Consider the following 22,350-nt stretch of genomic DNA (forward strand, 5'->3'; position numbering starts at 1 on the left):
GGATTGGTAGTGCCGTCTTCTGTACTTACTTCCGACGGAGGTCATGCAGGCAATTCTCGAATTCAGGAAAGGAGCCGATCATTGCCGGGATTACTCCCGACCCGGTATTCTTGCGGTTCCGGCGCGCCGTTCTTCCAGTCTTCCAGTGTTCATAGATGCCCGAACGCTTTGAGACTGCTAGAATAAGTGTTTTTTGGCAAGCAAAAGTTTTTCTACCACTTGAGTGAATAGGTAGAAATGCGTTGCCGCTCTGAGCAAGGCATGTAGAAATTACGTCGTTATATGTATGTTGCAAACCTATGCCTGTTACATGGCGAGCTAGAGCAAGTTTTGCTTATAGAGAGTATCTCGCGGTGCTCCGCATTTTCGGCTAACGGCTAGCCAATAAAATTGCTTCGGCGTCAACGATTACGCGTAACGATGCAGGCGCCACCAGCACTTTGCAGTTGTGCGCAGATTTGATTGGCTTCCCCGCGGCTATCGGCACCGATGCGGACCGCGTAAATTCCGCGCCTGCCCATAGCTGAACGTTTGCGGCTGATGATCGGTTCATGCTTGTCGAGAATAGCGGGAAAGTTTCGCTTTAATCGCTGCATCTGACGTATGGCCGCAGATTGCCTGAAATTTCCGGCGATCTGGATACCCCAAGGCTTTGGCTTGATCTGCGCCATCGAGACTGTCGCAAACCGTACGATTGGCAGCTGTCTGCAAGCAGCGTCAAAATTGAGTTTGCTGTTGAGCGGAAGCTTCTTGATTTCGGCACCGGTTGAAAAATCGTCTGCCGAAATTCCGGTTATATCGAGCACATATTCTTCGGTTTCCAGGGGGAGGAAGCCTCCACTGGATATCCAACGGGAAACTCTTGTGGGGCCTGCATTATAGGCAGCGGCAGCCAAACCCCAGTTTCCAAATGCTTTTCGTAGGTCTTTCAATAGTTTAGCTGAAGCCGGAAGCGCCTGCAAAAAATCATAAGGGTCGGCGAGGCCGCGCTCTTTTGCGGTTCCGGGCATGAACTGTGCGATCCCTTGCGCTCCGACTGGGCTTGTTGCGGACACGTCAAACCGGCTCTCTTTCCAGATCAGTCTGGCAAAAAAGTCCCGAGGAACACCATGACCATCCGCATTCGTCGCTATGGCTGCGCAAATCTGGGTAACGCTGGGTGGTAACGGTGCAGCCGGAATTGAAACAGACGGATTGTCCGCAGCAAATGCATCAAAGGCGGCTAAAACACCGCCTGCCACAAGTACGGCAATCAATCTGTAACGGGTCACAATGGCCTTTCAACCTGGAGAACGATATTGAGCATTAAGCACGCTTATATTTCTGATAAAAGGTACTGGTTTACGATTCCGTTGCTACCGGATGGCCAGTGTAGCCATCCAGATTGAAGAGAAATGTTATGCCGCTCTCCGTTACAACGATTGGTTTTGATGCAGACGATACGCTCTGGGAGAATGAGCAGTTTTTTCGTTCGTCAGAAAAGCATTTTGCAAATCTCCTGGCGCCCTATGCTGATATCGCCGATCTACCTCAGAGGCTGCTTGAGGTCGAGAAACGCAATCTGGAGTCCTATGGATTTGGGATCAAGGGCTTTACACTTTCATTGGTCGAAACAGCCGTAGAGGTAACTGAGGGAAAGGTGCCCGCAACAATTATCGCCGAAATCCTTGATGCCGGGCGTGAAATGCTGCGTCATCCGGTTCAAACTTTACCCCATGTGGCGGAAACACTTGAGCAACTGACTGGGCGCTACAAGCTGGTGTTGGTCACGAAAGGGGATCTATTCGATCAGGAGCGCAAGCTGGCTCAATCCGGACTGGGAGATTTCTTTGATGCAATTGAAATCGTCAGTAACAAGGACACCGGTACATATGAGCGTGTGTTCAGCCGGCATGGCAACGGTGCCGAGCGGGGTTTGATGATCGGCAATTCACTAAAATCCGACATCGTTCCCGCGATTGAAGCTGGAGCGTGGGGCATATTCGTGCCCCACGAACTTACTTGGGTACTGGAGCATGTTGAAGCCCCGATCGAGAATCCGCGATTTCGCCAGATAGAACATCTAGGCCAGCTCACTACTCTCCTTGAGGAGATAGGCTGATTATTCGGCCGCGTATTGTTCTTGGGTCTGTTCGTCCGGTCCGTTGGGATCGCCCGCCGCTGTCTCGCAGCCTAAATCCGGGAACGCCACCACGCGGTTACCCGTAAAATCAGTACGTACAACGACCAAGCCCTGTTCCTCAAAATAGGTTAGCAGCCGTCGCGCGCGGCGGGCCGAGTGCGTACCATAGGCTCGCGCTATCGTTGCATCAGAAGGGCATGGACTCGTGGTGACGGCCGCTTGGGCCACAATGAAGAAAACGCCTTGAACATCGTCTGGCAGGCTCTTTGAAAGTTCCAGTGCCTGCTGCCAGGGCTCGCTTTGAGCGGTCTCTCCATCAATTCCAGCGCGTGCGACAGCCAATTTGCGCCGAAATGCGGGGAGTGAGAGCTGATCTCCCGGAACGCGGCGAATGCGGCAGCGGACAAGAAAATCTTGGTACAATACGGCGTCGGTGCGGAAGGACGCGTCGGGATCATTGAGCATTTCATGCATGACCGCCTCGATAAGACTGTTGCGTTCGGCCTCGTCGATTTCAGGAAACAAGGTTGGCGCGGGCGACTCTGCCTGCGCCATAGCCTTGGCCTGGGTCAGCTGGTTGAGGATATCGGCTGTGGGGGTGGGGGCAGGTGGCGTGTGCGTCTTGCGCACCACAGCGCGACGCTCCTCCGGAGCTGGTATGAATATAAGATCACGGGCATCGTCACCCGGTTGGGGAAGAGGGGTAAGCTTGGGGCTGGAAGAGCGCGCTGATGTCTCGACGGCTCCAATGGTAACCGGAAGCGGTCGGCGTGATAAAGCAGGCCCTAGCGCCACGAAATGACCCCGAGCCAGATCACGAAACTGCTCTGCCTGGCGACGTTCCATACCCAACAAATCTGCTGCCCGCGCCATATCAATATCGAGAAATGTGCGCCCCATTAGAAAATTGGATGCTTCTGCAGCTACGTTCTTTGCAAGCTTCGCCAGTCGCTGGGTTGCGATCACTCCGGCTAGGCCGCGTTTGCGTCCACGGCACATGAGATTGGTCATCGCGCCCAACGAAAGTTTACGAGCTTCGTCCGAAACTTCACCAGCTACGGCTGGTGCAAATAGCTGGGCCTCGTCCACGACGACCAGCATTGGATACCAATAGTCTCGCTCTGCATCGAATAGCCCGCCAAGAAAGGCTGCGGCGCATCTCATTTGCTGTTCTACATCCAGACCCTCAAGATCCAGAACCACCGATACGCGGTGCTGCCGGATGCGGGCGGCGATCCGTGTCAGCTCGTTCTCCGTACGAGCTCCATCAACAACGACATGACCATATTTGTCCGCCAGCGTGACAAAATCGCCTTCTGGGTCAATGACGCATTGCTGAACCCATTGCGCGCTCTGTTCAAGAAGGCGGCGCAGGAGATGAGACTTTCCAGAACCCGAATTGCCCTGAACAAGCAAGCGTGTTGCCAAAAGCTCTTCAAGGTCGAGCATGGCCTTTGCGCCTGCTGGCGCTGCTCCCATGTCGATATCGACCTTCATCGCTTCTCCAGTCTTGATATGATTCCGCGCGCGAAATTTCGCGCGCGGCTTGTCTAGCACTCCTTCACGCCGGATGCTTGAGCGTTCTCGTATTTTGCAGATTTAACCCACAGCTGGTTTGACGTTCTCCTGAAAAATTGCGCCGAATTCTTTCATCCGATCAACGATATAATCAGCATCTATCAGAGAGTCCGGCAGATAGAGTCCGGCTTTTACGGGTTTGCCGCCATGCAGCCCAAGAAGACGTTCAACGCTAAGCGCCACGTGCAGCGCAGTGAGAGGAGCCTGTCCCTCCGGGTGCACAATATCAAGCCGAATCGCAGCACGCTCGCCGGTAACCAATTCACCAGTGATCTCGATAGCGATCTCAGTTGAAAAAGCTTCTCCGCGTCTGCGGCTGGCCGAAGTGCCATAGACAAGGCCAACACGGATGGATTTGGCATTTGTAGCTGCCGATAGGCTGAGGACATCCAGCGGCGAATAGGCCGTGGATTCTAATATTGTGCCGTCAATATCCACAAATTGCCGCTTGGCATCGTCATCATTTATCCATTGCCAGTGTCCATCCACTAGGAGGAGTGGATTGGGTGCCGATTCTGTAAGCCGTTGGTAGTCCGCAAGAGCGGCTGGTCCGCCCATGTCTTCTTCGTCAAGCACGACTGTGATTGAGATGTTGTCAATAGTTTTAAACTTACGTACGGCCTGCAAAGTCGGAAATGTTGCAGCACCCGCAAGCCAATTGCTCGCCATTAATATTGGAGCTGCGTTCGGCTTACTGATAGCGAGTGCCATTTCAGGTCCTACTTCGAAAACTCCGCTCGACACACTGAGGTAGGGTAAACCATGCGCCTGAGCATATTTCATGCTATTGAGCGTCGCGTCTTTTACGAAGACTGCAATTGCGCTGTATTTGGCACCATCGATCTGGCCCAGATCATCGCGTTCCAAGTGAATTTTGACAGCTTGCGCGTGACCGATCCCGTCAGCGACGCGTTGCGCTTTGGCCAGGTTACGACCACCGATGGCAATGGGCAGATCCGGATATAGTTTGCGTAGTATTTGCGCTGCTTTTGCACCGACAACTCCTGATCCGCCGATGATTAATACGGGATCGGTGATGGATAGCGGCATGGCCTCGACTCCTGCTTTAAACTGGACAATGGTTAAACGTTGGCTGGAATTTTCTTTCCCGATAACGCATGTTACTATTAGTAAGTTACTATTAGTAATATTGCAAGATGCCTAAGGACCAATATTGCCGTTTGTTAAATCAGGGTTGAATGTGAAATGGGACTAGCCGCTGCCAAGAAGATGCCAAAGGCGCAACGCCGCGATCAGCTTTTATCGATTGCTCTCGATATCGTTCGAGACGAAGGTACTGATGCCTTGACCCTTGGCCACGTTGCTAAAAAGGCAGGTGTGAGCAAGCCGATTGCCTACGAGCACTTCGGGACGCGTAGTGGATTGCTCATTGCTTTGTTCGAGCGACTTGATCAGCAGCAAATCGACCAGCTTGCCGCTGCGATTGCAGAAGCGCCCAAGCGGTTGGAAGATGTCGCCCGTGTCGTGAGCGATGCTTATATGGCATGCTATCAGGCCATTGGAGCAGAATGGTCATCCATTTCTGCGGCTCTTAGAGGCGACGAGGTTATGGATGAAATCCAATGCGGCCTAATCGACAGCTACGTCGATCTCTATTATTCCATACTCGCGCCATATACAAAAATCACTGCAGACGATCTTCGCTTGCGCTGTGTTGGAATCGTTGGCGCGGCAGAAGCAATTTCACGCGAAATGATCCGCGATAAGCTTGAAGAAAAAGCGGCTGCTGCGGTGCTGCAGTCGCTCATCGTCACTTGGTTATCCAAATAGACTTGCCCGTTAATTAACAGGAACAGTCTCCAGAACAGGATTTGGCTTGCCGTGCTTGCTAAGAGTTAACACCAACAGAGCGGCGATCAAACACAATATGCCTGCTACGAAAAATGCGGGCATATAGGTCTGGTATTCGGTGCGAACGAACCCGCCACCATAGGCCGCGGAAGCGGCGCCCAATTGGTGGCCCGCAAAAACCCAGCCAAAGATCAGCCCCGCCTTTTCGCGGCCAAAGCGATCAGTTGCCAGTTTGACTGTCGGGGGCACTGTCGCAATCCAGTCCAGCCCATAGAACATGGCAAAAAGTGACAGGCCATAGAATGAAAAGTTCGAGTAAGGTAGGTACAGGAGCGAAAGACCACGCAGGCCATAATACCAGAAAAGCAACCAACGATTGTCTACGCGATCGGAAAGCCAGCCGGAGCCGATTGTACCGAAAAAATCAAAGAAGCCCATCATTGCCAGAACGCTGGCTGCCATTATCGGTACCATGCCGAAATCACCGCACATGGCAACGAAATGTGTTCCGACAAGACCATTGGTACTCGCCCCGCAGACGAAGAAGGTCGCAAATAGAACCCAAAAGGTGCTGCTACTTGAGGCGTCCTTCAGGGCGATCAACGGCATGGTGATAAGGGTGATAAGCCCTCCCGTGACCGGAGGCGTGGGGACAACCTCTTTGTCGCCATAGGCGGGCAGACCAACATCCGCAGGTCGATCACGCATGAGGAAAAAGACCGCAAGAACTGCAACAATCAACAAGCCACAGATCAGCATAATGGCAGTTCGCCAACCATAATTTTCGCTAAGAGAAGCCATAAGCGGCATGAAAGCTAGCTGGCCCGTAGCGGAGCTCGCCGTCAGCATACCAAGGGCAAGTCCTCTGCGCTCAGTGAACCACCGAGCTGCAACCGTTGCGCCCAGTACCATTGCGGTAAGACCTGTACCGAAACCAACGACTACGCCCCACAACAGGATGAGTTGCCAGATTTCCGTCATTGCAAGCGATGCAAAGAGACCGCCAGTGATAAGGATTAGCGCGACGCAAACGACCTTCCTGACACCAAAATAGTTCATGAACGCCGCTGCAAACGGACCCATCAGGCCGAACAGCAGGAGCCGGATTGAAAATGCTGTTGCAATTTCCTTTGTCTCCCAACCGAACTCTTTTTCGAGCGGGACAATCAGTACGCCGGGAGCGCCGACAGCGGCCGCCGTTACGAGCATTGTCAAAAAAGTAACGGCAACAACCACCCAGCCGTAGTGGAAGTTACGCTTCGCCAGGGCGGCTGCGAGCGGATTGGAGATCATGTCAGGTCTTTCAACAATGGGCTGCTGATTGCTGCCGCTTAAATGATGGGCATCATGTTTGACTATTCATGACGATCATCATATATTTTGTCAATAGTTGTTTTGAAGGGGACCGCAGCATGCGTGTCAGTAAAGATCAGGCAGCGGAAAACCGCGCCCGTATCATAGAAGTTGCAAGCCAGCAGTTCCGTCAGAAAGGCTTTGATGGAATTGGGGTAGCTGATTTAATGAAAAGTGCCGGGCTGACCCATGGGGGGTTCTATGGCCATTTTGCATCAAAGGATGACCTGATCGCAGTTTCCTGCGATGAGGCGATGAAGCGATCTGCGGAAAAATGGTCCGCCTTGACTGAACAGCGAGAACCTGAGGATGCGCTAGCTGCGATTGTATCATCATATCTAGCAAAATATCATTCGGGTGGACTTGCCAATAGCTGCACCATGGCGATGTTAGCGCCGGATATTGCGCGGCACGGTGGTGATGTTCAGACGAATTTCACTGATGGCACCAAGAAATTGCTCGAAATCCTTGCAAGCGTAACTGCGGGTAAGACTGACAAGGACAAGCGGGAAAAGGCTATTGCCACCATGGCCGGTTTGGTTGGTGCCGTCGTCTTGGCCCGCGCCGTTAATGATCCGGCTTTTGCCGATGAAATATTAAGCGCAGGCAGTGTGATTTTTGGACCGGAAAGCGACGACCGATAGGTCGTCCTTATCGACCTGGCCGACCTGTTTTTCCGGGGCGACGCTTTTTACGCGCATCGCTAGAGTCCTCATATGAACCCGCTCCGGTACGTTCGCGGCGAATGATCGTCTGGTCATTCCGGTTCGTGCCCGTGAAAGCGGGTTTCTCCGGAACATTACCGATGACAGGCTTTTCGGTGCGCCCGACGGTCATTTCATCCAGTGAATTTTTACGGAAAACTCCAGGTCCAAGAGGGCGAGTTGTATCACCACCCATTTCGTCGAGGTGCGGTTTGCGAAAGAGCGCAGTGTTCGCCTCGCTTTCATCGGTGACCACGCGATGCACCGAGCGACCGGCATTATGTCTGCCCTTGGTGCGGCCAGTGACAGGACTTTCCATCTCCACTTCTCGAGCCATTGGATCGTCCGAAATGGCAAGCTCCATTTCCCGCAAGCGCTTAATTTCGTCGCGCAGTCGGGCAGCCACTTCAAAGTCCAGATCGTCCGCCGCATCCCGCATTTGTTTCATGAGATGTTCAAGATGGGCCTTGAGATTATTGCCCATCATTGCACCCTCTTCGGCAAAACCGGAGATGTCAGCGCGGACGTGATCGCGTTCATAGACGCTATTGAGAATATCGCCGATATTCTTCTTGATACTGGCAGGCGTTATGCCGTGTTCCGTATTATATGCTTCCTGCTTTTCGCGGCGACGATTGGTTTCCGCCATCGCCCGCTCCATGGAGCCGGTGATATTATCGGCATAAAGCACGACTTTGCCGTCGACATTACGTGCAGCGCGACCGATCGTCTGAATCAATGAAGTCTCCGAACGCAGAAACCCTTCCTTGTCCGCATCAAGAATGGCAACGAACCCGCATTCCGGAATATCGAGACCTTCGCGAAGCAGGTTGATGCCAACCAATACGTCAAATGCACCAAGGCGCAAATCCCGCAAAATCTCAATACGCTCCAACGTATCAATATCAGAGTGCATGTAGCGGACGCGTATCCCCTGTTCATGCAAATATTCGGTCAGGTCCTCTGCCATGCGCTTGGTGAGAACCGTTACGAGGGTACGATAGCCTTTGGCAGAGGTTTCGCGGATTTCTCCCAGTACATCATCCACCTGTGATTTGGCTGGACGTACTTCCACCGGAGGGTCAATAAGGCCGGTCGGGCGGATAACCTGTTCGGCAAACACACCGCCAGATTCTTCCATTTCCCATTTGCTCGGCGTCGCCGAAACAGCAACGGTTTGCGGACGCATCGCATCCCACTCCTCAAACCGCAATGGGCGATTGTCCATGCAGGAGGGCAAGCGGAAACCATACTCGGCCAAGGTCGCTTTACGGCGGAAGTCGCCCTTATACATCGCGCCAATCTGCGGAACCGTGACATGGCTTTCGTCGATGAAAACCAACGCATTGTCAGGAATATACTCGAAAAGCGTGGGCGGTGGTTCACCCGGCTGGCGGCCAGTCAAGTAACGGGAATAGTTTTCAATGCCCGCACAGGATCCTGTTGCCTCAAGCATCTCGATGTCGAAGGTACAACGTTGCTCCAGACGTTGGGCTTCAAGCAGCCGTCCGGCAGCATTCAATTCCACCAGGCGGTGTTTTAGTTCTTCCTTGATCGATTTTATCGCCTGATTGAGCGTTGGACGCGGTGTAACATAATGCGAATTGGCGTAAATCTTAACGGAACGCAGATCGCCGGTTTTCTGGCCGGTGAGTGGATCGAACTCTGTTATCGTTTCAATTTCATCGCCGAACATCGAAATACGCCAAGCACGGTCTTCCAAGTGGGCCGGAAAAAGCTCAATCGTGTCGCCGCGTACGCGGAACGAACCGCGGGTGAAATCCATGTCGCGCCGCTTATATTGCTGTGCAACCAGATCAGCGAGCAACGCACGCTGATCCAATCGGTCACCGATCTTCATTTCGAAGGTCATTGCAGTATAGGTTTCAACTGAACCGATACCATAGATGCACGAGACCGAGGCGACGATAATCACATCATCGCGCTCGAGAAGCGACCGGGTTGCCGAATGGCGCATACGATCAATCTGTTCGTTGATCGACGATTCTTTCTCAATATAGGTGTCGGAACGCGGCACATAGGCTTCCGGCTGATAGTAGTCGTAGTATGAAACGAAATACTCGACCGCATTGTTGGGAAAGAAGGACTTGAACTCACCGTAAAGTTGAGCTGCCAAGGTTTTATTCGGCGCTAGAATAAGGGCAGGGCGTTGGGTTTCTTCAATCACCTTCGCCATGGTGAAAGTTTTACCCGAGCCAGTAACACCGAGAAGAACCTGGGTTTTATCATTATCGCTAATGCCAGCCACCAGGTCGCGTATCGCCGTTGGCTGATCACCAGACGGCACGAATTCAGTTTCCATCTGAATGGATATGCCACCTTCAGATTTGTCTGGTCTAGCCGGTCGATGCGGCTGCCATGCCGTGCCGTTCTTAAACAGCGGATTACCGCTTTCGATCAGAGCAGAAAGCGCGGCAACGGTCGCGGTGGCACCGCCCGGTGCAATGCTGGATGCGTCCTCCAGATTAATATCAAGCCCGGCAACCGGATTAAGACCTGCTGCTGCGCGGATTTTAGGATCGGATGATCCGCCAATGGAGGTTCCGCGAGATGTCCTGCTCGCGTTTGATTTGTCGCCTGACGTCTTTTTGACCTTGGCAGCTTTAGGTTGTGATTTTTTGGTTTCCTCGGTGATTTGGGCAGCCCAGTCACCAATTGAGCCAGTCAGCGGGGTGCCTTCCAGTTCAGGTTGGGGCGCTTCGCCGAAACCGTCGAGCTTATATTTGTCAGGGGATTTTGCCATAGGCTTAATATGGTGAGAGTCTATACAAATGGAAAGAGGCACGCCCTCAAAAGCGATATATTGGAACATGCTACTGACATAAGGCTGTCAGTAGCATGTCAGGATAGAGCGCTACTTTACGGTTTGAATACATGCTCGCGATGGTAGCGAAGAAAATCGGGATGCGGACGTACGAGCACGTCTTTCGGCAGCATGATTCTGCCGGATTCATTGATCAAATTGTCTATCTTCGGGTGATAATATCGCGATGACTTCACAATTCGGTAGTCGGATTCAACCGAGATAAAGCCTTTGTCGAAAAGCCAGTGAAAGGTCCGTAGTAATGGTATTCCATTGCTAACCGCGTCCGGCCCAGAATCTTTAACTGGCTTGATATGGGCGCATTCGACTTCGTGACCGCCATCCGCTGCACGCAGATGAATTCCCGTCATTGCGCATCTCCATCCGTAGGCTTCCCCCACAGCTTTGCTGAATGTGCGGTCACGCAGCGCACGTGAGGTTATGAAACGGCTTCGCAACAAAGGTTCAGATGGATCTTCTGCGAAGCCAGAGTGGGGGGCGGTGGGGACTTCTGCCTTCTTTTGGTTCATGTGCTCATTGAAAGCCGATTCCATAATTCTGTTGTACTCTTCAACGGACAGAAGACGTACGCGCTGTTGACTGGCATGTTTGTTCAAACTGCCATCTGATTGCTGCATATTTTGCTCAAAGTAAAACTTGGTGAGAGCGTCTGGCGATGTGACGCTAAAGGGAACGCTTGGGAATTCGCAAAAATCAACCAATTTGGCAGCGCAATACCCATCCTTGCCGACGGAGAATTCCACGGAGACGATACGGGCAGTTGCGAAATATCCTGTCGTTCTATTGCCAAATTCACCAGCTCGCTTGGCTGGCGAATAGTAAATTATCCAGTCATTCAGAACTAGCTCTACTATAGGTAAGTACTTCTTCTCAAAGTAAAAAAATTCGTGAATTGAAGTTATGGACTCTTGGTTTGATCTGATCTGGAATATTGCGGGCATGCGATTTGAAAATAACCTGTTGAAACATTGATATGTTCCAAACTTATGGTGTCACGCGACAAGCGAAACTTACTTGCAATTGTATTTTATATAGGCATGCAATCCATACATCGGTTGAGCGCTCAGCCATACCGCAGCTTGAGGCCAAGAATTGCGAGAATCAGCAGCAGCGTCATTCCGTTCGCGGCCATAACGGGCCATGACATGATCATGATGCCATAGCAAAGCCAGAGAAACACACCCAAGGCCAAGGTGATATTTGTCACGAGGGAAATACTTGCCGCATCCCTGTGTCTCACGATTTTTATGATCTGTGGAATCCAACCCATGGTGGTTATGACAGCAGCAAGGCTGCCAATGAGTTCAATATGAAGCGGCACGGCGCGTACTTTCAAAAGAGTTTTTTGCAAAGAATATATATGCGAGGACTCACTGCGAAATATAGCGGAATCGTGACGTTAGAGTTGCCCGTGCATAACAATTTTTTCTGTTATCGTACAACACCTAAAAGTCGTCCCGGCAAGTAGATCACCAGTGACGCTGCACCCGTGATTACCGATGTGCCGTCGGCCAACACAGCCTGTCCTGCCGAGCGTTCATCGCCATCAAGAACGCGTTCGGAAAGCTGACCGCTTCGAGCCATATTCATGAGCGTAGGAGAGCTTGCAAAAACACCGTGCGCGCCCCCATCAAGATCAGAAGCATCAAGTACAACGATACCTAGTTTTTGCAGCATGGGAATACTTGAGCCATCACCAACGCGCGGGTGCCCGCCAACAATTCGTCCTGATACGTTCAGTGCCCGATCAGCGCGTGACACCAATACAGTGAAAGGCTTTGGCAACTGGCCTATGTCGGCAACTTGAGCCTGGAAAACGTCGATATCTATATCAGGTGCCGCGAGCATTACACCTGACATCCGACGGAAAACATCTGTTTGACCATTCTCTGCCAACTCGCGAAGAGCTTCCATAACGACAAATGTACCCATGGAATGTCCGACAAGCAGAATCTTGCTGGCTTTGGTTTTGGCGGCAAGTCGCAAGGTTTCAGCCAATCCGTCCCGTCCAAAAGTCGCGCTATCGCGATCATAGACGTAAAGGCCAAGCGAGCCAGCGGAGGGCCATGAATAGTGAACTGTGACGGCTGGAATGCCAAAATCATAGCTCATTTGAGCTGCGCGAAAGACGCTGTCCGCAAAGTTGTTGTTGTAGCCGTGCACAAAGATAAAAAGTTCGCGCTGGTTTGCTGGACGTTTTGCAAGTTCAGCATTGATCCTGTCAACGAAGACCGCCCCTGTATCGTAAGGCTGGAATGTCGTGGCGGCAAAGTTGCGTGCCGGATTAGGCTTGGTGCTCGATTTTTCTACCTGCCCGTTCTTGTGGGTAGGAGGAATACCAATATCAATCCGGGAGAAATTCAATTTCGGCGAGCGTTTGGCCGAATAAGGCAAAGAAAGATTGTCTGAGCGCTCGCGACTCGTCGCAACAAACACCGGTATAACGGCTTTTGGACCAGTCTTGTCGTTGAGAACCGGGGCAGGAATGGCAGCATTGGCTTTGACCACGCCACTTGCATCCAGCCCAAGCACCGCGCGTCCGCCGCAACCAGACAAAACAAACATGAGAAGCAGTAATGCCGACAAGCGCGAAAGTGTCATGGCTGAACTCCGGACTACCATCACCGAGCTTGAAACAGCAATCGCCGATTACTGCAACTGAAATCCCATATTATCTTATAAATTAAACCCGTAATTGCTCACCAGCGTGACAAATTTCCAACATTTAAAATTGCAAAAACTCAGACTATCAATGGATTGCGTCCCATATTTAAATGGAGTTCATGCCCATGATAGGCATACTCTTCCGCGACCGCTTCGTCCAATTCCACACCAAGCCCGGGCTCGGACGAGGGAATGACGTAGCCGTTTTCCCATAGAATAGGTTTTTTCAAGATTTTTGCATGAAATCCGCCAAAGGCCTGGATGCACTCCAGGATCAAGAAGTTGGGGCTGCAGGTTGCTAGCTGGATATTTGCTGCGCCCACAATTGGCCCGCAATAAAGATGCGGGGCAATTTGCGCATGAAAGGTCTCGGCCATACCGGCGATCTTTTTCGCTTCGAGTAGACCACCAACACGCCCGAGATTCATCTGGAGGATATTGGCCGCGCGGTTCACCAGTAAGCGTTGAAACTCATACTTGGTAGTCAGACGTTCACCGGCGGCGATCGGGATAGAGGTGTGTTGCTGAACATATCCCATATTTTCCGGCATATCGGGCGGCACGGGCTCTTCCAGCCACAATGGATCATAGGGCTCAAGCCGCTTGGCAAGCCGCACAGCGCTGGTGGGGGTCATCTGTCCATGGGTCCCGAACAGGAGATCGGCCTTTGCACCGACTGCATCACGCACAAGCCGCACAAATTTTTCACCTAGTTCGAGATGTTCCAGAGACAGCTGGCGTGGGTCGAACGATGTATAGGGGGCAACGGGGTCAAATTTCACTGCCGTATAGCCTTGCGCGACATACTCCGCTGCCCGTTCTGCGGAAGCCTCGGCGTTCCAGTATATATCGGCAGTTTCGCCAAGCTCCGGCTTTGGATAGATATAGGTATAGCTGCGCAATTTATCGTGGACTCGACCGCCGAGCAGTTCGTAAACAGGTTTATCGGCTTCTTTGCCAACGATATCCCAACAGGCCATCTCAAGTGCTGACACAGCCCCCATGACAGTAACGTCCGGGCGCTGTGTAAATCCGCCGGAATAGGCACGTCTGAAGAATTTCTCAATGTGATGCGGGTCTTCGCCAATAAGCCAGCGTTCGGCTATATCCTCCACCACTTTCCGCATAATTTGCGGGCTGATCGTGGAGTTATATGCCTCGCCATAGCCTATAACACCGGAATCTGTGACTAATTTGACGAAAAGAAACCATGTGCCTCCAAATGAAGGCGGTGGATTGCCGACAACGAAAGTTTTGACATCGGTAATTTTCATGGCTTCTCCAGACATTTGCCTTACAAGAGACTATGCGAGGCTTGACCTATTGCGGAAACCGCGTAACGACCCGGGATATCAGGTTTCCGACAGTTTCCGGACAAGATGGCGGCAACCAGAACAGAGAAGATACATAATTAAATTGCCTTGGAGACTGTAAATGACCGAACAGACCCAGCCTATCGGCGAGTTGACGCTTCGTACACTGGCTATGCCCGCAGACGCCAATGCAGCAGGCGATATTTTTGGCGGTTGGGTTATGGCGCAGATGGATTTATCCTGCGGTATCCGGGCGGCGGAACGGGCGAGGGGCCGCGTCGTAACCGCTGCTGTTAAGGAAATGGCCTTCGCCAAGCCGGTCAAGATCGGGGATACGCTTTGCGTTTATACCCATATTTCTCATGTCGGGCGGACATCAATCACTCTTAAGGTCGAGGCTTGGGCACAGCGCTATCTTTCCGATTTAATGGAACGGGTTACTTATGCCGACTTTGTGATGGTTGCGCTCGACAAAGAGGGTCACCCCACGCCCGTGCCAGCAGAAATCTGATGGCTGCGTGGGTTCTGACCACGTAATTTGCGATCGGATGGCATGCAAATGTCAAATTTGCTAGCCTTGACTGCCGATCATATATTTATCCCAGAAACCGGCCTGGGCTTCGATCTGTTCAACCACGTCAATCCACAGACCCGATGGATCGTGGAAACCGAAACGCCGTTGGCCGAATGGTTCGTCGGTAATTGGATATTCGATTTTCAGGCCGGTAGCGCTAATTTTTTCAAAGGCCGCTTGAGCATCGTCAACCTGCAGTTCAAAGCATATTCCGGTCCCGCTAAAACTCTCCGAGCCCGGAGGCGATGATGGATGATCAGGGGTCATGAAGGCAATGGACGCTGAGCCTTCCTCTGCTGAAAGCCATGAAAACCATGTGCTGTCAAAACCGCTGACGAAGCCCAGATGTTTAATCCAGAAATCCCGGCACGCTTCTTTTTGAGAAGTGATAATAATGGGATAGCGGTCGGTAAAATTCATTGCATTCTCCGCGATGTTACGAGTCAGCTGGCATTTAACACGATAGGCAAAAGCCGGAGCAAGCCCTGTTTGTCAGGAGCGTTTGTCGAATGAACTCTTTTTGAAAGAATGTTCGGCTTTATTGGTCAAAGAGTGTGCTGGTGACAGAGGAAAATGTCTCTGCAATAAGGTATTATAAGATTTTTGCGGCATACAAGAGCCGTTGCCGTAAACTGTGATTGTAGTGGCGTGTTCTTTTTTTGATTTCATGAGGTGAAGAGTGGTTTTTTCGGGTGCAATTCGTGACTACTCCCGCAAGAAGAATGCGAAAGATAGTTCAAAGGTCGATTTCGTAGAGCTGTTCTTTGATCTGGTATTCGTATTCGCCATCACGCAGATTTCGCACTTGCTTCTGCACGATCTGACATTGAAAGGCCTCGTTGAAAGCGCGCTCCTGCTCGCGGCAGTGTGGTGGGTTTGGGTTTACACCACATGGGTGACAAACTGGATGGACCCTTCCAAACCCCCGATACGCGCCATGTTGTTTGTTCTTATGCTTGCCGGGCTGGTGCTTTCCACGTCCATTCCAACAGCTTTTGGCGAGCGCGGCCTGATTTTTGCGATTGCTTTTGTATTCATGCAACTTGGAAGGTCGCTGTTTATGTTATGGGCGGTTCGCCGTCATAACCAAAGCAATTTCCGCAATTTTCTGCGTATTTCGATATGGCTGGCAATATCGGGAATGTTCTGGATCGCTGGCGGACTCGCTGACCCTGAACATCGAATATTCTTTTGGGGCTTGGCGTTGGCGGTTGAACTTGGCGGACCGGCACTTGGTTTCCGTACGCCGGGATTGGGTTCATCCACTACAGCGGATTGGGACATTGATGGCGATCACATGGCTGAACGCGCAGCTCTGTTCATCATTATCGCGCTCGGAGAATCCATTCTTGTTTCAGGGGCGACCTTTGCCGAACAACACTGGAATCTCATTTCTTTCTCCGCATTTCTGACGACATTCACGGCGTCAGTCGCAATGTGGCTGGTCTATTTCAATGTCGGGCAATCAGCGGCTCACCATAAGATCACGGCAACGGACGATCCAGGTCGTGTTGCCCGCATTGCTTATACCTACATTCACGTCCTTCTGGTTGCAGGAATCATCGTGGTTGCTGTGTCTGATGAACTGATACTTGCTCATCCATCCGGTCACATTGAGACAGCGACCATATGGACATCAATCGGCGGAACAGCTCTCTATCTGTTGGGAAACTTGCTGTTCAAATTCTATATTGCTGGGCGCCCGCCATTGTCCCATATGGTGGGGCTGGGCTTGTGTGCAGTACTTGCTTGTTTTGCCAGCCATATGTCGCCGCTCATGCTAGGCCTTCTCACCAGCCTCATTTTGATTATTGTGACGATCTGGGAATTGAAAGGCAGACCCAACGACCAACACCACGTCTAACGACAGGAACGCTTTCCACTGCGACGATCCATAAGGTCAAAATGGAAATGGTCGCGGTGGAAAATGTCGTAGCCTGGCCCAAGGACCGTGGTGAAGTAATTACAGGCGTCCGAGCGCACGCTATTGAGCAAGCCGCGCTGGCGAAATGAGAACAACCCCGGCTTTTGAACTTTAATGTCCTTCCCATTGTTCAAAGTGACCTTGGCAATATCCAACGCATTTCCCTTTGAATGCTCCGACATGGCCCGTCCACGCTGATTGCTCATTGTACGGCAGGAATAACTGGATGCTTGATGAATCGTATTGATGCCTGAGAGGTAACGCAAACGAGTGGAGGGTGACAGATCGCCTTTAACCCATTTGGCGAAGGCGAGTGTCATTTGACAATTCAGGGTGGCGGCTGGTTTCAGTTTTATTCGCCCGCTGGCAAATCCGCTGACCTTTAGAGGATGGTCGATGCGGCAAACACCGCCATCATTGATCGGCTCTCGTTCCTGAAAAACCACGCCGAGCCGTTTAAGCTGTGTTCGGCATGAAACCTCGCTGCCTGACATTGCAAATGTGCTTTCACCGCGCGATATCGGATCACTGATGCTGCCGGGATAACCATAACTTTCTTCGGAAGCGTTTTCACTGTTTTGCACGGGCAGCTCTTCAGCCCGGGAAAGCGGTTGCATTCCATCTTCAGGTTGCTCGGTTTGTTCCGTTTCGGGGGGCGCAGGAGCAACAGTTACGACCTGCTCATAGTTCTCTTCAGCTTGGGGCTGCATATCCTGCTGCGGTTGTGTGGCGATCACGTCTTGCGGATTGCCGACATCTGCGGAGGGGCGTCTGACATCCCCCATTCCGCACGCACTTAAAGAAGCCGAAAGCGTTAAAGCGGCAAAAGTCAAAAGACGCCAGGAGCGCTTGGGGGACGACAACGCACAACTCATGTCACCACTTCCTTTTGCCCGAAATCGGGTCAATTGCACGCAAAAATAGCGTCAAATTGTAAAGGAATAGTCAGCGTCCCCGTTAAGGCTTATGGCGAGACTGAGGCTCGATCCATTGAAGATCGGTTCCGCAAAGCTGGAATAAGCTCTACGGCGATCATGGCGGTGAAGATGAGCGCACAGCCAATTGCTCCACGAAACGATATTGTCTCGCCAAGAAGCATTGCCCCGAAAAGCGCCGCGAAAAGTGCTTCGGATGACAGCATGATCGCGGCCTGCGCGGATGTTGTGAAGCGCTGGCCAACTGCCTGCAGGGTAAAGGCGATACCGGAAGAAAAAATGCCGGCAAAGATAATGAGAGGCGCAACCGAAAGAATATCGGAAACATTGCTGTGCTCGGTGCCACTTGAAATAATCAAGCCAAGCGCAGCGCAGACGAGAAATTGCACGAGCGACAACATAATCGGTCGACCGCTTTTAACAGCGAGCCGGTTGATGAAGATAATCTGCAGCGCCCAGAAGGCCGCGCAAGCTATGGTCAGCCAATCGCCGACAGACAGTCCTTCTACATTGCCTCCCGATAGCAAGTAAATTCCGGCTAGAGCAGTCAATGCGCAAGGCCAAACGATCGGGTGAGGCCATTGCCAGAACAGGACAACCGCTAGGAAGGGCACCATCACCACATAAAGACCAGTGAGAAAGCCTGAGTTTGTGACGGAGGTTGTTTCCAAACCAACCTGCTGCAGCGCGGCACCAGTGAAAAGCAGTGTCCCGATGAAAATGAATCCCAAATAATCCTTTGGTTCCAGCTTCCCGGTTGCAAGGCGTGCCTCGCGAAATGCAAGCGGTGTCACGGTAAGAGCAGCCAGAAGAAACCGCAGTCCGATGAACATAAAAGCTTCCACGCCCCGCATAGCACTTGATTGAGCGACGAAACCAAGACCCCAGATGGCTCCGGCTGCAAGAAGAAGTAAATTGGCACGCCCGCGCGTCATGATATCCCCATTGATTGTAACGGCTAAAGCGTCGACGCCATCTCTATCCACTGGGATGGAACACGGCAAGCGCATCATCCATCAGAAGCGCGGGTCAGCCTGATAATTTTTCCATTGCTCGCATCTGTAAGCAGATAGACTGATCCATCCGGCGCTGCGCGCACATCCCGGATACGTCCGAACTCTCCCTCGAAGAGCCGTTCTTCGCCCTTCATCTTGCCCTTCTCGTCGCGGTCAAGACGTACAAGCATTTCAAATTTGAGGGCGCCTGCAAGCAAATCACCCTTCCACTCTGGAAACATATCGCCACTGTAAGCGACTAGGCCCGATGGCGCGATTGACGGATCCCAATAGTATAAGGGCTGTTCGTAACCTTCGGCTGCGGTGCCTTGGCCGATTTTTGCTCCCGAATAGTCCACCCCATAGGTTATTACCGGCCAGCCATAGTTCTTTCCGGCTTGCGGCTGATTGATTTCATCCCCTCCCTTTGCGCCATGCTCGAGGGTGAGCAAAGAGTGGGTTATTGGATCCCATGTTGCGCCCTGCGGATTGCGATGGCCCTTGGACCAGATTTCCGGCAAAGCCTTTTTTCCGTCTGCATAAGGATTGTCAGAGGGAATTGTCCCATCCGCATTGACGCGCAATACGGAGCCGGCATGGTCCATGTAATCCTGTGCCCGCTTTTGCTCGCCCCGTTCACCCATCGTGACAAACAGTTTGCCCTCGGGCGAGATCACGATCCGAGAGCCAAAATGTTGACCCTTGTTTGTTCTTTTGCTCATCGACACCAGGATGCGAACGTTTTCAAGTTCAGTACCATCAGAACCGTACACGAGCTTCGCGCTGGCAAGGGCCGTGCCCGCGCCACCTTGGCCGGGCTGGGAGTAAGTGAAGTAGATCGTATTACTGGTCGAAAAATCTGGGGCCAAGGCTACGTCAAGCAGTCCGCCTTGGCCATTTGCCCAGATTTCCGGAACATTTTCGATAGGCTCGGAGAGTTTCCCTTGCTTGACTAGCCTCATTGTTCCCGAACGTTCGGTCACGAGCAGCGAGCCGTCAGGCAAAAATGCGAGGCCCCATGGGTGATCGAGACCATCGGCGATGGTTTCTGCGGAGACGGTGACAGTCTGGGTTTTGAAATCCTTTGCTTCTGCCGGTAGTGATAGCGCGAAAAGAAGTGCCGACAGGCTTGCGGTCATTACTTTATAATTCCGTCTCATGCCTCGACCTCCTCTAAATTTGGCATTGCGTTGCGATTTTGCATGTAATCCAGGTCACCGTCGTCTCACAGTGGTGTGAATTGGCTCGTTTCGTGCCTGAAATCATGTAAGCGTAACGTGGGTGCGACTTTTTCCACTTTCTTCGTGAAATTGCGGCAAACAGTGCTATATTAAAGAACGACTGACTGAACGGTTCCGAAGTCTTTGAACTTTGGCGACCGTTTTCTTTTTGTGTTGCGAGGCCCGGGAAAGGGCAACCCAACATTGACTACGAAAGGAGAGGGCATGGAAAAGGTCCCGATGACTCAAGCTGGTTTTGATAAGCTCAAGGAGGAGCTGCGCTTTCGACAACAGGAAGAGCGGCCACGGATTATTCTGGCGATTTCTGAAGCGCGCGCCCATGGCGACCTGTCGGAAAATGCAGAATATCATGCCGCCAAGGAAGCGCAGAGCCACAACGAGGGACGCGTCGGCGAACTTGAGGATTATACGGCCCGCGCCGAAATCATCGATATTTCCAAGCTGTCGGGCGACAAGATCAAATTTGGCGCTACCGTTGAGCTTATCGATGAAGATACTGAAGACAAGAAAGTCTATCAGATCGTCGGTGATCAAGAAGCAGATCCAAAGGCTGGTCGCATATCCATTTCGTCACCAATTGCTCGTGCCCTGATTGGTAAGAGCGAAGGCGATACGATTGAAGTGAATGCCCCTGGTGGTGCGCGGTCTTATGAGATCGTCGGATTTAAATTTATCTGAAGCACGTGCCTGAATCATTGAACAATGTCGAGGTGATAGCCCCAAATTTGAAGCGCAAGCTCTCTGGGGTCACCTCGACAATCGTTCAGCTTGTTCCGCTGCAACGAGCCAACGGTCTTGGAATTGTTACAATAGGGCCGGGTCTTCCCTCTACGCTGCCGCATATTGGCTGGGTCGATTTGCTGGGCGCTTGGTCCAAACCGCATAATCGACCATTCCGCATCTGGCACGCACGGCGCAATACCGAGATGGTCGCAGGCATCATTCTACGCTCTGTTCTACGTATGAAGTTCAAGCTGTTATTTACGTCAGCTGCTCAGCGTGATCATAGGCCCTTTACCAAATGGCTTATCCGGCAGATGGACGGTGTTATCGCAACAAGCGGTAGATCAGGAAGCTTTCTCAAGGTTCCGCACCGAGTCATTATGCACGGGGTCGACACCGAAAAGTTTCATCCGCCACAAAACGCGGAGGATCGTTTTTCGGCTTCTGGCTTGCCGGGTAAATATCTCGTGGGGTGCTCTGGTCGCATTCGCCCGTCGAAAGGCACTGACCTTTTCGTTGATGCGATGATCAGTCTTTTACCTCAATATCCCGAATGGACGGCAGTGATGACTGGCCGGACAACCCATGAGTTCGCTGGCTTCGAGAAAGAACTGCGTGGGCGCATAGCCGCTGCAAATCTGCACGATCGGATATTGTTTCTCGGTGAAGTTCCGGACGTACGTATCTGGTACAGAAGAATGACGCTCTATGTTGCCCCGTCGCGTAATGAGGGCTTTGGCCTGACGCCGCTCGAAGCCATGTCTTCGCAGACGGCCATCATTGCCAGTGATGCAGGAGCCTATGCGGAAATGGTAACGCCCGAAACCGGTGCGGTTGTACCTGCTGGTAACGGGCGCGCTCTTGAGCAAGCCATCAAGCCATATCTGGCTGATCCCGCAAAATGCGAAGAGGCAGCAAAAGCCGGGCTTGCTCACGTGCGGGCAAATTTTCCGCTGCAGAAGGAAGCCTCAAATATTCTTGAAGCCTATGAAGAGATTTTTTCCGGTAATCAGGTAGTCTAAAGCACCATTAATGGTTCGTTTTTGACAGACCGGATCGTCAGTGATGTGCGCACGCTGTCGACATTGGGCGTCGATGTCAGCTCTTCAATAACGAAATTTTGGAAAGTACTAAGATCGGCTGATACGCAATGCAGCAGAAAATCGGATTCGCCAGAAACCATCCAAGCCCGTCGAACGATGGTCCAACTCTTGGTTTTCTCTGCGAAGCTTTTTAAATCGGCATCAGACTGGCGATGCAGCCGGATCATGCAGAATGCTACAATATCCTGTCCAAGTATCGACCCGTTCAAGATCGCCCGGTAGCCTTGGATGATGCCGCTTTCCTCCAGCTTGCGAACGCGACGCAAGCAGGGTGGCGCAGAAATACCAACCCGTTCAGCCAATTCAACATTGGTGATACGGCCATTCTCCTGCAGCTGTTTCAGGATTTTCCAGTCGATAGCGTCGAGGTCCGCCTTCAAAGGCATGATTTTTATCTATCCCCATCCCAAAGCTTGACGATCACCATAGGCGATTCCTGACGCTGTGTAATGCATCGCGCGGCG

General features: G+C 52.0%; 21 protein-coding genes. 7 read left to right on the forward strand and 14 right to left on the reverse strand.

Features of this window, described 5'->3' with window-relative positions; all coding sequences use genetic code 11:
• Positions 1 to 401 precede the first annotated feature (401 nt).
• On the reverse strand, positions 402 to 1,271 hold the full coding sequence (locus tag ACTJI9_RS01410) for a transglycosylase SLT domain-containing protein (RefSeq protein WP_440805550.1): 870 nt from the start codon (positions 1,269 to 1,271) through the stop codon (positions 402 to 404).
• 128 nt (positions 1,272 to 1,399) lie between these two features.
• Here ACTJI9_RS01410 and ACTJI9_RS01415 point away from each other — a divergent pair, with 128 nt between their 5' ends.
• Entirely contained in the window at positions 1,400 to 2,101 is a 702-nt protein-coding gene (locus tag ACTJI9_RS01415) for an HAD family hydrolase (protein ID WP_115052427.1), read from the forward strand.
• Here the strand turns inward: ACTJI9_RS01415 and ACTJI9_RS01420 are convergent, their stop codons facing one another.
• Entirely contained in the window at positions 2,102 to 3,619 is a 1,518-nt protein-coding gene (locus ACTJI9_RS01420; RefSeq protein ID WP_440805555.1) for a helicase HerA domain-containing protein, read from the reverse strand.
• A 102-nt stretch (positions 3,620 to 3,721) separates the two neighbouring features.
• Positions 3,722 to 4,750: an NAD(P)-dependent oxidoreductase gene (locus ACTJI9_RS01425; RefSeq protein ID WP_440805556.1), complete on the reverse strand. Its 1,029-nt coding sequence runs from the start codon at positions 4,748 to 4,750 to the stop codon at positions 3,722 to 3,724.
• Positions 4,751 to 4,906: 156 nt separating this feature from the next.
• Here ACTJI9_RS01425 and ACTJI9_RS01430 point away from each other — a divergent pair, with 156 nt between their 5' ends.
• Positions 4,907 to 5,491: a TetR/AcrR family transcriptional regulator gene (locus tag ACTJI9_RS01430; protein ID WP_440805558.1), complete on the forward strand. Its 585-nt coding sequence runs from the start codon at positions 4,907 to 4,909 to the stop codon at positions 5,489 to 5,491.
• 9 nt (positions 5,492 to 5,500) lie between these two features.
• Here the strand turns inward: ACTJI9_RS01430 and ACTJI9_RS01435 are convergent, their stop codons facing one another.
• Positions 5,501 to 6,805, reverse strand: a complete 1,305-nt coding sequence (locus ACTJI9_RS01435) for an MFS transporter (RefSeq protein ID WP_440805562.1) — start codon at positions 6,803 to 6,805, stop codon at positions 5,501 to 5,503.
• A 119-nt stretch (positions 6,806 to 6,924) separates the two neighbouring features.
• On the opposite strand from ACTJI9_RS01435, the gene ACTJI9_RS01440 reads away from it, so the two are divergent.
• Positions 6,925 to 7,509, forward strand: a complete 585-nt coding sequence (locus tag ACTJI9_RS01440; protein WP_440805564.1) for a TetR/AcrR family transcriptional regulator — start codon at positions 6,925 to 6,927, stop codon at positions 7,507 to 7,509.
• A 7-nt stretch (positions 7,510 to 7,516) separates the two neighbouring features.
• On the opposite strand, the gene uvrB is transcribed toward ACTJI9_RS01440, so the two are convergent.
• From uvrB to ACTJI9_RS01465, 5 genes are all read right to left on the reverse strand, one after another.
• Positions 7,517 to 10,333 (reverse strand): excinuclease ABC subunit UvrB, encoded by a 2,817-nt coding sequence (gene uvrB / locus ACTJI9_RS01445; RefSeq protein ID WP_115053228.1) that lies wholly within the window; start codon positions 10,331 to 10,333, stop codon positions 7,517 to 7,519.
• Positions 10,334 to 10,449: 116 nt separating this feature from the next.
• Complete coding sequence (locus ACTJI9_RS01450; RefSeq protein WP_440805567.1) at positions 10,450 to 11,355, reverse strand: HNH endonuclease; 906 nt, start codon at positions 11,353 to 11,355, stop codon at positions 10,450 to 10,452.
• 122 nt (positions 11,356 to 11,477) lie between these two features.
• Positions 11,478 to 11,765 carry a SemiSWEET family sugar transporter gene (locus ACTJI9_RS01455; protein WP_307279486.1) on the reverse strand — a complete coding sequence of 96 codons (288 nt, stop codon included), beginning with the start codon at positions 11,763 to 11,765 and terminating at the stop codon, positions 11,478 to 11,480.
• A gap of 80 nt (positions 11,766 to 11,845) precedes the next feature.
• Entirely contained in the window at positions 11,846 to 13,015 is a 1,170-nt protein-coding gene (locus ACTJI9_RS01460; protein ID WP_115052433.1) for an alpha/beta hydrolase, read from the reverse strand.
• 140 nt (positions 13,016 to 13,155) lie between these two features.
• Positions 13,156 to 14,352 carry a mandelate racemase/muconate lactonizing enzyme family protein gene (locus ACTJI9_RS01465; protein ID WP_440805571.1) on the reverse strand — a complete coding sequence of 399 codons (1,197 nt, stop codon included), beginning with the start codon at positions 14,350 to 14,352 and terminating at the stop codon, positions 13,156 to 13,158.
• Positions 14,353 to 14,512: 160 nt separating this feature from the next.
• Here ACTJI9_RS01465 and ACTJI9_RS01470 point away from each other — a divergent pair, with 160 nt between their 5' ends.
• Positions 14,513 to 14,902, forward strand: coding sequence for an acyl-CoA thioesterase (locus tag ACTJI9_RS01470; protein ID WP_115052435.1), 390 nt, complete (start codon positions 14,513 to 14,515; stop codon positions 14,900 to 14,902).
• Positions 14,903 to 14,962: 60 nt separating this feature from the next.
• Here ACTJI9_RS01470 and ACTJI9_RS01475 read toward each other — a convergent pair whose 3' ends face one another.
• Entirely contained in the window at positions 14,963 to 15,385 is a 423-nt protein-coding gene (locus ACTJI9_RS01475) for a VOC family protein (protein WP_307279477.1), read from the reverse strand.
• Positions 15,386 to 15,644: 259 nt separating this feature from the next.
• Here ACTJI9_RS01475 and ACTJI9_RS01480 point away from each other — a divergent pair, with 259 nt between their 5' ends.
• On the forward strand, positions 15,645 to 16,829 hold the full coding sequence (locus tag ACTJI9_RS01480; RefSeq protein ID WP_307279473.1) for a low temperature requirement protein A: 1,185 nt from the start codon (positions 15,645 to 15,647) through the stop codon (positions 16,827 to 16,829).
• Here the strand turns inward: ACTJI9_RS01480 and ACTJI9_RS01485 are convergent.
• The 3 genes from ACTJI9_RS01485 to ACTJI9_RS01495 form a co-directional block, all read right to left on the reverse strand.
• Positions 16,826 to 17,674, reverse strand: coding sequence for an extensin-like domain-containing protein (locus ACTJI9_RS01485; RefSeq protein ID WP_370878726.1), 849 nt, complete (start codon positions 17,672 to 17,674; stop codon positions 16,826 to 16,828). The genes ACTJI9_RS01480 and ACTJI9_RS01485 overlap by 4 nt on opposite strands.
• A 179-nt stretch (positions 17,675 to 17,853) precedes the next feature.
• The gene (locus ACTJI9_RS01490) at positions 17,854 to 18,759 is read right to left on the reverse strand and encodes a DMT family transporter (protein ID WP_440805576.1); all 906 of its coding nucleotides are present in this window, start codon (positions 18,757 to 18,759) and stop codon (positions 17,854 to 17,856) included.
• A gap of 74 nt (positions 18,760 to 18,833) precedes the next feature.
• Positions 18,834 to 19,979, reverse strand: coding sequence for a PQQ-dependent sugar dehydrogenase (locus ACTJI9_RS01495; RefSeq protein ID WP_440805578.1), 1,146 nt, complete (start codon positions 19,977 to 19,979; stop codon positions 18,834 to 18,836).
• A gap of 285 nt (positions 19,980 to 20,264) precedes the next feature.
• Between ACTJI9_RS01495 and greA the strand changes: the two genes are divergently transcribed.
• Both greA and ACTJI9_RS01505 read left to right on the forward strand, forming a co-directional pair.
• On the forward strand, positions 20,265 to 20,738 hold the full coding sequence (greA, locus tag ACTJI9_RS01500) for a transcription elongation factor GreA (RefSeq protein ID WP_115052440.1): 474 nt from the start codon (positions 20,265 to 20,267) through the stop codon (positions 20,736 to 20,738).
• Positions 20,739 to 20,743: 5 nt separating this feature from the next.
• Complete coding sequence (locus ACTJI9_RS01505; RefSeq protein WP_115052441.1) at positions 20,744 to 21,805, forward strand: glycosyltransferase family 4 protein; 1,062 nt, start codon at positions 20,744 to 20,746, stop codon at positions 21,803 to 21,805.
• On the opposite strand, the gene ACTJI9_RS01510 is transcribed toward ACTJI9_RS01505, so the two are convergent.
• Complete coding sequence (locus ACTJI9_RS01510; protein ID WP_307279461.1) at positions 21,802 to 22,272, reverse strand: Lrp/AsnC family transcriptional regulator; 471 nt, start codon at positions 22,270 to 22,272, stop codon at positions 21,802 to 21,804. The genes ACTJI9_RS01505 and ACTJI9_RS01510 overlap by 4 nt on opposite strands.
• Positions 22,273 to 22,350 lie beyond the last annotated feature (78 nt).

It is taken from the genome of Phyllobacterium sp. 22552 (assembly GCF_052044585.1).
Lineage (GTDB): Bacteria > Pseudomonadota > Alphaproteobacteria > Rhizobiales > Rhizobiaceae > Phyllobacterium > Phyllobacterium ifriqiyense.